Origin of the sequence: Pseudomonas sp. IT-P44 (genome assembly GCF_949768225.1) — a bacterium.
Taxonomy (GTDB): domain Bacteria; phylum Pseudomonadota; class Gammaproteobacteria; order Pseudomonadales; family Pseudomonadaceae; genus Aquipseudomonas; species Aquipseudomonas migulae.
Window position 1 is genome coordinate 341,722 of the sequence record NZ_CATKQM010000024.1, and the last position, 12,894, is coordinate 354,615.

Sequence of the window (12,894 nt, forward strand, 5' to 3'; positions counted from 1 at the left end):
TCAAACTCCTTGAGTGTTCCAGCGTGCATGAAGGTGACGACCGTCCTGACTCAACAACGCCCCGTACATCTCAGGGCGACGGTCGCGGTAGATGCCCCAGCTCAGGCGCTCTTCGCGCATGGCGCTCAAGTCCAGGCTGTGCACCAGCACGCCGGTGCTGTCACGGTCGGCCTCGGCGAGCATTTTGCCTTTGTGATTGCAGATGAACGACGAGCCATAGAAGCCCATTTGCAAGGTCGGATCGGTGGTCGCCGCTTCTCGGCCGACGCGATTGGCGGCCACCACCGGCAGGATGTTCGCGGCCGCATGGCCACGCATGGTCATCTGCCAGTGGTCACGGGAATCCAGCTCGGCGCAGCCAGGTTCAGAACCGATGGCGGTGGGAAACAGCAAGACTTCAGCGCCCATCAACGCCAGGCAACGGGCGGTCTCGGGGAACCACTGATCCCAGCAGATCCCCACGCCAAGGCGCCCGAACGCCGTGTCCCAGACCCGGAAACCGGTATCGCCGGGGCTGAAGTATTCCTTCTCCTGATAACCGATGGCGTTGGGGATGTGGGTCTTGCGATACACGCCCAACAAGCGCCCGTCGGCATCGGCCACGCTCAGAGAATTGAAATACGCGTTGCCGGCCTTCTCGAACCAGCTCAGCGGCAGCACCACGCCCAACTCCTTGGCCAAGGCGGCAAAGCGTTTGAGTACACGGCTGTATTGATATTCTTCGGCCAGTGCCAAGTGTTTGTGGCTTTGCTCGATGCAGAAATACGGCGTGGCAAACAGTTCCTGCAACAGGATGACCTGAGCGCCCTTCGCCGCGGCCTCGCGAACCAACTGCTCGGCAAGGTCGAGGTTGCGCGGCAAATCCCAGGTGCAGGGCATTTGGGTGGTAGCAATCGTCAATAGAGTCATGGCATCAACCCTTCACTGGCCAGGCAGGCTGTTGCTGGGTGATGCAATGCACCCCGCCGCCGCCATGGGCCAGATGATTGATCCGCACCGGCACCACTTCACGCCCAGGGAATGCCTGAGCCAACACTTCGGCCGCTGCGTGGTCGGCATCGATGCCGTAGGTCGGCATGATGATCGCGTCGTTGGCGATGTAGAAATTGGTGTACGAGGCGCAGAACACTTCAGCTTCAGTGTCCACTGCGTCAGTGGCTTCATAGAGTTCGATCAGCTCGAACTTCCGGCCTTGGGCATCGGTGGCCAGTTCCAGCGCGCGGCGATTCTCGCGAGCCACTTCGGCATACACCGACTGCTTGTCGTGTGTCGCGTCCACCAGCAACACGCCGGGGCGTGCGAATGCGCAGACACCATCGACATGGCCGTCAGTCATGTCGCCGGTCACGTAGTCCGGATCGCCCGGCAGCCAGATGGTTTTCTTCACGCCCAGCAGACGCGTGAAAATCTCCTCCATTTCAGTCTTGGTCATCCCGGGGTTGCGATTGGGATTGAGCAACACCGACTCGGTGGTGATCAGCGTACCCTCGCCATCGACATGGATCGCCCCGCCTTCGTTACTCAGCGGTGTGCCGAAGCACGGCAAGCCCAAGTGATTGAGTGCGCGGCGCGCCAGGCCTTCATCCAGATCGTGCGCCGACTTGCCGCCCCACGCGTTGAAGCGCCAACTCACACCGGCCAACCCTTGTTGCGGGTGGCAAACGAAGCTTGGGCCGGAGTCGCGACACCAACTGTCGTTCACCGCCAACTCGATCAGTTCGATGTTCGGACCACAAAGCGCCTTGGCACTCGCGACAGCAGACGGATCAACGACCATTTTCACCGGTTCGAAACGAGCGATGGCGTTGGCTACCCCGGCGAAATCCTTTTGCACTTGTGCGAGGGTGACGCGCCAACCCGACTCCCAGAGTGCCTGATTGTGTGGCCAGACCATCCAGGTCGCTGCGTGCTTTACCCATTCTGCCGGCATCAACCAGCCGCTGTTCTGAAGTTCGTTCTGCTGCATGACAATCGCCCTTGAGTTAAGTCATTGTGTTCAATGAAAATGACCTTTGCGGTCTTGGCATGCATGCTACGGCTGTAAAAACGGGCTAACAAACGATGGATTTTGCAGAAAAGTGATTAGAGGAACTTATCAATATGCTCAAGCACTGGCCCCCGCTCAGCACCCTTCGCGGCTTTGAGGCTGCTGCCCGCCTGGGCAGTTTTCACAAGGCCGCCGACGAGCTGCACCTGACCCAATCGGCGATCAGCCAACAGATTCGAACGCTTGAGGCGTACCTTGAACAGCCACTGTTTTTCCGCAGTGGACGCAGCGTCAGCCTGACCGATGCCGGCCACGATTTGCTCAGCACCACGCAAGCGTTGTTGCAGCAATTGTCGGTCGGCATTCGTCGTCTCGGGCAATACCAGAAACCCAATCAACTGGTGCTCAACACCACGCCGACGTTCGCTCGTCATTGGCTGCTGCCACGTCTTGGGGATTTTCGCCGGCAGCATCCGGAGGTTGATCTGTGGATTTTCAGCACCGATGAAGTCCCGGACATGGCCACCCAGACCATCGACCTCGCGGTGCGCGATGACATCAGCTCCCAGGCCGAATGCAGCTTCAAAGTGCTGCACGCCGATCGCCTCTATCCGGCGTGTCATCCCGATGTATTGGCCGTGCCCATCGAACAGCGCACCACCCTGCACGGCGAGCGGGAAATGGACTGGAGCCATTGGGACGTCGAGGCCGGCATCGATGTGGGGCAGAAGGATCAGGGGTTGAATTTTTCCGACCCCGGATTGCTGCTGGACGCGGCGTGCGCGGGGTTAGGGATTGCGCTGGTCAGCCAGTTGCTGAGTCGGCAGGCGCGTGACAACGGACTGCTGCAACCGTTGGTGGAGGAAACCATTCGCGGGCCGAACTGGGCGTTGCTGACGCACCGTGACAGTGAGAACAATCCGTTGGCGCGCAGTTTTATCGAATGGTTGCTGAACAACCTGACGTGACGCGGTCTTTTCGACATCCTGCAAAGCGCTTTCGCAGGCCTCAAGGTAAGCTCCTCGTTCCTCTTTGGAAACGTGACCCAGGGACGTACAAATGACCGTTGAAAGCTACGACCAACTCGCGATCTTCTCGGCCGTGGCGCAGGAGCGCAGTTTCACCCGCGCCGCTGCCAGGCTGGGCATGTCACAGCCCGCATTGAGCCGGGCCATGCGCCAACTGGAGGAGCGACTGGGCGTCAGATTACTGTCTCGAACCACGCGCAGCGTATCCCCCACGGAAGCGGGCGAACATCTGCTGAAAGTGATCGCCCCAAGGTTCGAAGAGATCGACATCGAGCTGGCATTGCTCAGCGAATTCCGCGACAAGCCCGCAGGCAAGCTGCGTATTACGGCCGGCGAGCATTCCGCGATTACGGTCCTGCAACCGGTACTCGCGAAGCTGCTGCCCGACAATCCCGATCTCAATATCGAAATCATCGTCGACTACGGCCTGACTGACATTGTGGCGGAAGGCTTCGACGCTGGTGTTCGGCTGGGTGAGCAGGTCGCCAAAGACATGATCGCCATGCGCATCGGTCCCGACATGCGCATGGCGGTTGTCGGCTCCCCTGCGTATTTCGCTCGATATTCGCAGCCGACCCTCCCAAGCGACCTCATGCAGCACAACTGCATTACGCTGCGCATGCCCACCTACGGCGGCCTCTTTCTCTGGGAGTTCGAGAAGGATGGGCAAGAACTGAACGTACGCGTCGAAGGCCAAATGGTGTTCAACAACATCGCCATGCGCATGGAGGCCGCCCTTCAGGGGTTGGGGCTGGCCTATATGCCCGAAGACCTGGTACAGGAGCATATTGCGCAAGGCCGGTTGATTCGCGTGCTCGCGGACTGGTGCGAGCCGTTCTCGGGGTACCACCTCTACTACCCGAGCCGACGCCAGAGCTCGCCCGCCTTCGCACTGCTGCGCGAAGCCCTGCGCTATTTGGGCTGATTTGCCTGGGCAGCATTCAGCGCCTCGTCGGCACGTTTGGCCGCATCGGCATGGCCTTGCTCCGCCAGCAGCCGGACCAATTGGCGCAATTGCGAAACGCTCAGGCCGACCCGCAGGCTGGCGGCCATGTGCGAACGCAGCTGTGACTCCACACCGGGGGTGGCGGCCAACGCTGCGACCGTGGCCAACTCACGACTTTGCCAGTCCAGGTTATCGCGCTCGAAAATATCGCCGAACAAATGCGCCTGCAGATACTGGTTGATGACAGGTGCAAAGTCGAACAGCGGGCCCTGAACAGGCGCGCCGGCAATGCGGGTCTGATTGGCCTTGCCCACCGCCAGCAGTTCACCTCCGGTGGGAATGATACGACCGGGCTCGCGCCCCGGATCGTCCTGGACGCCGTTTTTCTTGCGCGCCTCCACAACCCTCATCAGCTCTCCAAGTGCGTTGAGACTGCGTGGAAAACCGGTGTAGGCGTAGAGCTGCACCAATATTTCCTTCGCCTCGCTGACGGTCAGGCCCGCGTCCAGCCCCTGATTCAATGCAGTATTCAGCCCCGGCATGTTGCTGCTGGCCATATGGGCAGCAATCAGCGGGATGGCTTGCTGCCTCGCGGACAGCACCTCGGAAGCGAGATTTTCGGTGGACATTGATGTCGGCGTCACGGGCTCGTGGGCGCGGTATTGATCGTCGGTGACTTTCTCCAGCCAATCCACACTCTTGCCATTCACAGCACCGGTCACCGCCAGATGGGTCATGGGACTTGACGGTGCGGCGCCGTGCCAATGCTTGACGCCCGGCGGGCAGACGATCACGTCGCCGGGGAGGATTTCCTGCACAGGCTTGCCCCACTCCTGAGTCAAACCCACGCCGGAAACCACCACCAATCGCTGGCCTGCGGGATGGGTGTGCCAGGCCGAACGCGCCCCCGGCTCGAAGGTCACGTAGGCGCTGGACGCATTGATTTCATTCGTGACGGGGAACAAGGGGTCGACGCGCACTTGCCCGGTAAAGTAATCCGCCGGTCCCGCTGTGGAAGATTGGGAGCCTGCGCGACTGATCTGCTGAACGGACCGGGACTCACCGGCATTTTCAGCACCCGCAGCGCTGGCGAAGGGCGCTGCGACGCAAACTGCGATACCCAAAAGAGTGTTTTTCATAATGACCGATCCCTCAAGTCAGAGCGCTCTGGCGTAAAACGCGTTCAACTGCGCAATGGCGATGTCCACATACTCAGGCACCCAATAGGTTTCGATATGAGTTGCGCCATCGATGGTGAACAGCTTCTTGTCCTGTGTACCGGTGGCCTTGGCAAAGGCTTGCTCCGACATATACAGGCTGTCCGCCTTGCTGCCCGCGATCATCAGCAACGGCTTGTCGATCAGTTCGATCTGATCCGTCGCATCGAAGCTCATCAGGTCCAGCAGGCTACTCAGGGTGTATCTGAAGGTCGAGTTGGGGTGAGCATGAGTCTTGCCGTAGTACTCAAAACCCTGCCGATACAAATCAAATGGCAGCTTGGCGATCTGCTCGTCGGTGAGTTTGGCATCGCCGGTGTAGAGAATTTCTCCGCCTGCCGCTTCCTGGGCACGGGCAGCCGAAGCCTGCCGTAAACGCTCCTGAACGGTGGACAGCTGCGAATCCCTGTAGCCATTGCGCCGTACCCGTCCGGAATTGAACATGCTCACCGTTGCGATGGACTGGAAGCGCTTGTCGGTTTGTGCCGCCTTCAATGAATAGCCGCCACCGCCGCAGATACCGAGCAAGCCCAAACGCGAGCCGTCGGCGCCCGGATAGCCAGCGATAAAATCCGCCATGCCATGGATGTCTTCGACGCGGTTCGCCGGTTTGTCGACGTTGCGCGGCTGACCGCCACTGCCTCCCTGATACGCCGCATCCGCAGTGATCGTGATGTAGCCCTGATCTGCCAGGCGCTGGGCATACAGGCCTGCGACTTGTTCCTTCACCCCGCCATTGGGGTGTGCCACGACAACAACCGGGTACTTCTTCGCCGAGTCATAGTTCGCGGGGGTGTAAACGTTGGCGGCAATGTCCAGGCCATTGAGTTTGTAGGTGACCGGATGGATGTTGACCTTTCCGGGCTCGTTCTTCGTCAGCGCGCCACCGTAGGTCAATGTGAATGGGTTCTGCTTGTAGTCCCCTGCCTCGACTTCGGCTCCGGACATCCCGATCATGGCGGCCAGGAATGTGGCCTTTATCGTGGTTCGCGTCATATGAATATTCCTGCCAATTCCTGTTTCCAAGGTGCACGGCAGCCATGGCCGTGCGCGTAATCAATCAAGATTTTTTTCTGCGAGGAAGGTCGAAACCAGGTCCGCGATCTCGATGTTGTTCAAGTCAGAAAACGGGAAGTGGCTATTGCCCTTGATCCCGATCTCCGGCAAATGAATGAGCTTTACGTCACCGCCATGGCGATTCACCGCATCACGCCACAGGCGCGCCATCTCCAGACGGGCACGCCAGCTGTCCTGAGCAGGCAAACGAACCGGTTTGTCGGGGATGTTGTCGCCGTAGAAGATGAGGATGGGGATACGGGTCAGCGCTTCGAACTGTTCCTTCGAGACGATCTGTGCCGAGACTGTGTCGAATGCGCTGGGGATCGGCGCGGGACCTTCCCCCTCGGGAAACACGAAGCTGCTGCCCGGTTCAAATGCGACGATAGCCCGCACATGGCGGCTCTTGATCGCCGTCAGCCAACCGGGCCCGCCACCTTGCGAGTGGGTAAACAGAATGGCCGGCCCCGTCTTTTCCAGCAGCGCGGATACGCCATCGGATACGACCTCAATGTCATAAGGGCCGGTGTTGGGCGTCATCGAACGGAAGAACTGCTCCAGCGCCTGCGGACCCCGAGGGAATTGGCTGCCCTCGAAAGTGTCGGGCCACAGGCCAATGCGGAACTGGTTGAACCACATCTGCTCGTCCGCCACCGGTTTGATCGTCGTTTCAACCAGACTGCGTCCGGCATCGCCACGGCGCGGCTGGTCGATCAACCAGGTGGAGAAGCCGCGACGCAAGAAGATGTTCTGAAACCCTTCGCGTCCGTCAGCCGTCGTTTCCCAGGATTTCGCAGACTGCCCCGCGCCATGCCACATGACAATCGGCAACGGGCGAGCGTCAACCGGGACCTGGTAGAACGCATACACATGGTCGCCATGGTAGCTTTGGCCATCAGTCAGGGCAGGCTTGTAGGGGTCAAAGATGCCCGGCTGAGTCTCAACCCTCCCGCCGGCAATCACGCTGCCCTGCTCCTTGATGACCAGCGGACTGCGCTCGTCCGCTTCGGCGACCGCAGAGGTGCACAGGGCAAAACACAGGGTGCCCGCCTTTGCCAGGGCTGAAACACGATAGAGAATAACGGGATGGGTCATGGGGTGCTCTCGGCGAGAAACGCAGAGAAGCAACTTACCCTCAGACTATTGATTGATAAACAGTACTAATCGGATAGCACTAATACCAAAATCACATAAATGTGATGAGAATGCCCAACACTTTCCCTGTAGGAGCGAGCCTGCTCGCGATGGAGGCCAACGATAACGCGCGCTTTCTGAGTAAACGCGTTGCGCCTGAGTTCATCGCGAGCAATCGAGCGTCGACCGGCTGCTCCTACCATTTTGCTCAGCCCTTGGCTGCCATCGCGGTCACTTCCACACGCATGCCTTCAACTGCCAGCGAGGCCACGCCAACAGCCGCACGCACCGGCCACGGTTTGGCGAAGAAGCGCTTGTACACCTCGTTGAACGCGGCGCGGTCGGCCATGTCGGTGAGGTAGATGGTCAGGTGCATGACGCGGTCCATGGAACTGCCGGCGCGCTCCAGCGCAACCTTCAATGCCTGCAACGTGCATTCGCTCTGCAGGGTGATGTCGCCCAGTTCCAGGCTGCCGTCGGCGCGGGTCGGGATCTGCGTGGAGACCAGGATGCCGTTGAAGCCGGCCACGTCGGAGGAGATGGAATCCGCGTCGGGATCAGGGGTGAAGGTGATGTCTTGGTTCGCCATGGGGTTCTCTTGTTCGAGGAAGTAAAAAGTGTGGGGAGTTTACAGCTTCACCGGGTGACTTGCGCCTCCCCTGCGGCGGGTGAATTGCTGTTCAGTCACCACGCTGCCCCACTGACTGCCTTGTTGTTCGTGGGTCAGCTCAAAACCTTCAGCTTCATAAAGCCGACGCGCGGCGTCCAGGCCCTTGAACGTTGCCAGCTCGATCGCCTCGAAGCCGAACCGGTCGCAGAACTCCACGGCCTCGCGCAACAACTGACGGCCGACCCCGCCACCACGGCAACCGTCATCAAGGATGAACCAGCGCAGGTGGGCCTGGTTGTTACCCAGATCCTGCCCGTCGATGGCAATCGAGCCGACGATGCGATCATTCACTGTCGCCACCCAGAGGTTGTTGCAGGGCTGGTTCAGACGCCCCACGAACTCAGCGATGCCGCTGGCGACTTTGCTCTCGAAAAACTGCCCGAACCCTGAGTGCCTGGCGTAGAAAATGGCATGCATTTCAGTCACGCGCCCAACGACACCGGGACGGTAACCGACGCTGATCTCGACCGGGTTGCCCGGCGCTTTTCCTTCGCCGGTACGGTGTGCATTCAGGGCGTGGGCATACGCCGCCAGCCCTTGGGCGACCGCTTGTTGTTGTGATGGATTCAAGTGTTCCAGCGCCGTTTGGACCTGCGTTCGCCCATAAGCATGGATCGCAGCCACCGTGCGCCGGCCCTGCTTCGTCAATTGCAGGCGCTTGACGCGACCATCGCTGTCGGCACTTTCCACCAGCTCGCCGGCCTTGATGAGCTTGGCCACCATGCGGCTGACACTGGACTTGTCCAGATCGAGCAATTGCACGAGTTGAGCGGCGGTCAGCGCCAGGTGTGCTTCGATTTCCAGCAGCGCGTGTACGGCTGAAGGTGAGTAGTCGGTTGCCGCCAGCGTGGCGCGCATGAAGCCCAACTCACGCACCATTGTGCGTGACGCAGAGCGGATTTCTTCAACCAGAGCGGGATGAGTGGTCACTTCAGGCCTCCCCTGAAAAATAGTTGCACCATACAACCATATTTCAGTGTGAGGGTTCAACAGGCGCTGAGTCAAACGCTCTGCATCAGTTATTTATACTCAAATGCCAGCTTAATAATATTTTACCGATAACAGGGTCATCCCTAGTCTTGAGCCCAAGAAATGGCAGGCCGTTCGCGACCTAAATCCAACTCGAAGGGTATAGAGATGACCACTGAAAAAATAAAAACAGATACGCTGATTGTTGGTGCCGGTCAGGCTGGCGTGGCCATGAGTGAACACCTGAGCAAACTCGGCGTGCCGCACCTGGTGCTGGAGCGCAATCGTATCGCCGAACGCTGGCGCACCGGGCGCTGGGATTCGCTGGTGGCGAATGGTCCGGCGTGGCACGACCGTTTTCCGGGCCTTGATTTTGACGACCTCAGCCCCGACGAGTTTGCACCGAAAGAACGCGTGGCCGATTACTTCGAAGCCTACGCGAAGAAATTCAACGCGCCGATCCGCACCGGCGTGGACGTGCTGAAAGTTGAACGCAACGTTGGCCGTCCGGGTTTCACCATCGAAACTTCTGAAGGCGTGATCGAGGCCAACCGTGTGGTCGCCGCCACCGGGCCTTTCCAGCGGCCGGTGATTCCGCCGATTGCGCCGCAGGATCAGCCTTTCCTGCAAATCCACTCCGCCGATTATCGCAACCCGCAGCAACTGCCTGAAGGCGCAGTGCTGGTGGTTGGCGCGGGCTCGTCCGGCGTGCAGATCGCCGATGAATTGCAGCGGGCCGGCAAGCAGGTTTACCTCTCGGTCGGCGCCCACGACCGCCCGCCTCGCGCCTATCGCAACCGTGATTTCTGCTGGTGGCTGGGGGTGCTTGGCGAGTGGGATCAAGCGGCGATGAAGCCCGGTCGCGAACACGTGACCATCGCGGTCAGCGGCGCACATGGCGGCCGTACGGTGGACTTCCGCGGCCTCGCTCATCGCGGCATTACGCTGGTCGGCCTGACCCAGGCGTTCAACGGCGGCGTGGCGACCTTCCAGCCGAACCTGGCCGAGAACCTGGCGCGTGGCGACGAGAATTATCTGGCGCTGCTCAACGCCGCCGACGCCTACATCGAACGCAATGGCCTGGACCTGCCGCAAGAACCGGAAGCGCGCATCACTTTCCCCGATCCGGAGTGCGTGACCCATCCGATTCTTGAGCTGGACCTGGCCAAGGCCGGCGTGACCTCAATCATCTGGGCCACCGGTTTTGCCACGGACTACAGCTGGCTGAAGGTTGATGCCTTCGACGATAAAGGCAAACCACAGCATCAACGCGGTGTGTCGAGCGAACCGGGGGTGTACTTCCTCGGTTTGCCTTGGCAGTCCCGTCGCGGCTCTTCGTTCATCTGGGGCGTTTGGCATGACGCCAAGTACGTGGCGGATCACATCGCCATTCAGCGTTCGTACCTCGACTACCACGATGCGGCGCAACGCGAGGCGGAAGTTGTTTCGCTCGCCCCTAAAAAAACTGTCAGCGCTTAAGCCATTTTCCAGGAGCTTCACATGTCCACGCCAACCCATACCCGTATTCGCATGTTCAACACCAAGGAAACCTACCCGAACCAGAGCCTGGACAATGACCTGTGCCAGGCGGTCCGCGCCGGTAACACGGTTTATGTCCGTGGCCAGGTCGGGACTGATTTCGAAGGCCGTCTGGTGGGCCTTGGCGACCCGCGTGCACAAACCGAGCAAGCCATGCGCAACGTCAAGCAGTTGCTGGAAGAGGCTGGCAGCGACCTCAGTCACATCGTCAAAACCACGACTTACCTGATCGATCCGCGGTATCGCGAGCCGGTGTATCAGGAAGTCGGGAAGTGGTTGAAAGGTGTGTTTCCGATTTCGACCGGGTTGGTGGTATCGGCGTTGGGGCAACCGCAGTGGTTGATGGAGATTGATGTGATTGCGGTGATTCCCGAGTAGACCGAGTCGCGGCCTTCGCGTGCAAGCTTCGCTCCTACAGGTGATCCGAATTTCCTGTAGGAGCGAAGCTTGCTCGCGAAGAGGCCCGCCCAGACACCTCATTTGCCAAGGAGCAAACCCCATGACCTTCTCCATCGCCGCCCGTTGCCCCGAAACCGGTCAGTTCGGCATCGCCATCAGTTCTTCCAGCATCGCCGTCGGCGCCCGCTGCCCGTGGCTGCTGCCGGGTGTCGGCGCCGTCTCCACGCAAAACATCACCCTGCCCTCCCTCGGCCCGGACGTCCTCGCCCTGATGGAGCAAGGCCTCGCCCCCTTCGATGCGCTGGACAAGGTCCTCACGCGCAACGGCTACAGCCAATACCGGCAGATCACCGCCATCGACCACCTCGGCCAGACCGCCCACTTCAGCGGCGCGCAAACCCTGGGCAACCACAACGCCGTGTCCGGCGAACAATGTGTGGCCGCCGGCAACATGCTTGCGGACCGGGGCGTGATCGAGGCGATGGTCGAGGCCTTCGAACACGGCGAAGGTCAACTCGCCGACCGCTTGCTCGCCGCGATGAAAGCCGCCATCGCCGCGGGTGGCGAAGCCGGGCCGGTGCATTCGGCAGCGATGGTGGTGGTCGGCGAACTGACCTGGCCGATCATCAACCTGCGGGTCGACTGGGCAGATGAAGACCCCATCGGTGGGTTGGAAAAACTCTGGGACGCCTACCGCCCACAAGTCCAGGACTACATCGACCGCGCCCTCGCCCCGGACAAATCCCCCGGCTACGGCGTCGCCGGAGACGACCGATGAGCAGCAGCCGCGACGTGCTGCAAACCCTGGTGGCGTTCGACACCACGAGCCGCGAATCGAACCTGCTGCTCATCGAGTTTGTCCGCGACTATCTCGCGAGTCTCGATGTGCCTTGTGAACTGATCTACAACGAGCAGCGCAGCAAGGCCAATCTGTTTGCCACGATCGGCCCGGCGGACAAGCCGGGCATCGTGCTGTCGGGACATACCGACGTGGTGCCCGTCGATGGCCTGCCGTGGACCGTTGCGCCGTTCGAACTGACCGAGTGCGATGGCAAGTTGTACGGTCGCGGTACGGCGGACATGAAGGGCTACATTGCTTGCGTGCTTGCCCTCGTTCCGTCCTTGGTAAACGCTTCGCTGAGACTGCCGGTGCACATCGCGCTTTCGTACGATGAAGAGGTCGGCTGCCTCGGTGTACGTTCCTTACTGGCGGAACTGGAACTACGCCCGGTCAAACCGATGCTCTGCATCATTGGAGAACCGACTGAGCTGAAACCGGTGCTCGGGCACAAGGGAAAACTGGCGATGCGCTGTGATATTCACGGTGAAGCGTGCCATTCGGCGTATGCGCCGCTTGGGGTCAATGCCATTGAGTACGCCGCCGAATTGATCGGCGAACTGGGACGAATCGGTAACCGACTGAAAGCGTCCGAGCATCACGATGCGCGTTTCGATCCGCCATTTTCCACCGTACAAACCGGTGTGATTTCCGGTGGAAAAGCCTTGAACATCGTTCCGGCCGATTGCCGCTTCGACTTCGAAATACGCGCCCTGCCCTCGCATGATCCGAGTGAAGTCGCCCAGGAACTGAAAACCTACGCCGAGCAGCAAGTGCTGCCGCGAATGCGTGCGGTCAGTGAACAGAGCGAGATTCGCTTCAGCGAGTTGTCGGCGTATCCCGGATTGGCGACGGATGCACACAGCGAAGCGGCTGAGTTGATCGCTGCATTTTCCGGTTCCAGGGAATTTGGAACAGTGGCCTTTGGCACCGAGGGCGGCCTGTTTGACGCCGCAGGAATCCCCACCGTTGTCTGTGGCCCCGGGAGCATGGATCAGGGCCATAAACCGGATGAGTTCGTCAGCCTCGAACAACTCAATGCCTGCGACGCGATGCTGCAACGAATGCTCACATCCATTTGTAAATAAAACCAATATTCGTGACCGCACGC

General features: G+C 60.2%; 13 protein-coding genes. 6 read left to right on the forward strand and 7 right to left on the reverse strand.

Annotated features, from left to right (window positions below; translation table 11 throughout):
* Both aguB and ACM6IO_RS15195 read right to left on the reverse strand, forming a co-directional pair.
* Positions 1–909: an N-carbamoylputrescine amidase gene (gene aguB / locus ACM6IO_RS15190; RefSeq protein WP_192228276.1), complete on the reverse strand. Its 909-nt coding sequence runs from the start codon at positions 907–909 to the stop codon at positions 1–3.
* A 4-nt stretch (positions 910–913) separates the two neighbouring features.
* Entirely contained in the window at positions 914–1,966 is a 1,053-nt protein-coding gene (locus ACM6IO_RS15195) for an agmatine deiminase family protein (RefSeq protein ID WP_414911774.1), read from the reverse strand.
* 134 nt (positions 1,967–2,100) lie between these two features.
* Here ACM6IO_RS15195 and ACM6IO_RS15200 point away from each other — a divergent pair, with 134 nt between their 5' ends.
* Together ACM6IO_RS15200 and ACM6IO_RS15205 are read left to right on the forward strand one after the other, a co-directional pair.
* Complete coding sequence (locus ACM6IO_RS15200; protein ID WP_223436590.1) at positions 2,101–2,955, forward strand: LysR substrate-binding domain-containing protein; 855 nt, start codon at positions 2,101–2,103, stop codon at positions 2,953–2,955.
* Positions 2,956–3,046: 91 nt separating this feature from the next.
* A complete protein-coding gene (locus ACM6IO_RS15205; protein WP_414911775.1) occupies positions 3,047–3,940 on the forward strand; it encodes a LysR family transcriptional regulator in 894 nt (297 codons plus the stop codon).
* On the opposite strand, the gene ACM6IO_RS15210 is transcribed toward ACM6IO_RS15205, so the two are convergent.
* The 5 genes from ACM6IO_RS15210 to ACM6IO_RS15230 all read right to left on the reverse strand — a co-directional run bounded on the left by ACM6IO_RS15210 (position 3,928) and on the right by ACM6IO_RS15230 (position 8,968).
* Entirely contained in the window at positions 3,928–5,100 is a 1,173-nt protein-coding gene (locus ACM6IO_RS15210) for a cupin domain-containing carboxymuconolactone decarboxylase family protein (protein WP_414911776.1), read from the reverse strand. The two genes, ACM6IO_RS15205 and ACM6IO_RS15210, sit on opposite strands and share 13 nt — an antisense overlap.
* A gap of 18 nt (positions 5,101–5,118) precedes the next feature.
* Positions 5,119–6,174 carry an alpha/beta hydrolase gene (locus ACM6IO_RS15215; protein ID WP_414911777.1) on the reverse strand — a complete coding sequence of 352 codons (1,056 nt, stop codon included), beginning with the start codon at positions 6,172–6,174 and terminating at the stop codon, positions 5,119–5,121.
* Between the two features lie 60 nt (positions 6,175–6,234).
* Positions 6,235–7,329: an alpha/beta hydrolase gene (locus ACM6IO_RS15220; RefSeq protein ID WP_414911778.1), complete on the reverse strand. Its 1,095-nt coding sequence runs from the start codon at positions 7,327–7,329 to the stop codon at positions 6,235–6,237.
* A gap of 247 nt (positions 7,330–7,576) precedes the next feature.
* A complete protein-coding gene (locus ACM6IO_RS15225) occupies positions 7,577–7,957 on the reverse strand; it encodes a RidA family protein (RefSeq protein ID WP_008027160.1) in 381 nt (126 codons plus the stop codon).
* Positions 7,958–7,996: 39 nt separating this feature from the next.
* Positions 7,997–8,968, reverse strand: coding sequence for a bifunctional helix-turn-helix transcriptional regulator/GNAT family N-acetyltransferase (locus ACM6IO_RS15230; protein ID WP_414911779.1), 972 nt, complete (start codon positions 8,966–8,968; stop codon positions 7,997–7,999).
* A gap of 207 nt (positions 8,969–9,175) precedes the next feature.
* On the opposite strand from ACM6IO_RS15230, the gene ACM6IO_RS15235 reads away from it, so the two are divergent.
* The 4 genes from ACM6IO_RS15235 to argE all read left to right on the forward strand — a co-directional run bounded on the left by ACM6IO_RS15235 (position 9,176) and on the right by argE (position 12,871).
* A complete protein-coding gene (locus ACM6IO_RS15235; RefSeq protein WP_414911780.1) occupies positions 9,176–10,486 on the forward strand; it encodes a flavin-containing monooxygenase in 1,311 nt (436 codons plus the stop codon).
* 21 nt (positions 10,487–10,507) lie between these two features.
* Positions 10,508–10,924, forward strand: a complete 417-nt coding sequence (locus ACM6IO_RS15240) for a RidA family protein (protein ID WP_008038953.1) — start codon at positions 10,508–10,510, stop codon at positions 10,922–10,924.
* Positions 10,925–11,045: 121 nt separating this feature from the next.
* Positions 11,046–11,723, forward strand: coding sequence for a DUF1028 domain-containing protein (locus tag ACM6IO_RS15245; protein ID WP_008038956.1), 678 nt, complete (start codon positions 11,046–11,048; stop codon positions 11,721–11,723).
* Complete coding sequence (argE, locus tag ACM6IO_RS15250) at positions 11,720–12,871, forward strand: acetylornithine deacetylase (protein ID WP_414911781.1); 1,152 nt, start codon at positions 11,720–11,722, stop codon at positions 12,869–12,871. Before ACM6IO_RS15245 ends, argE begins: the two co-directional genes overlap by 4 nt.
* Positions 12,872–12,894 lie beyond the last annotated feature (23 nt).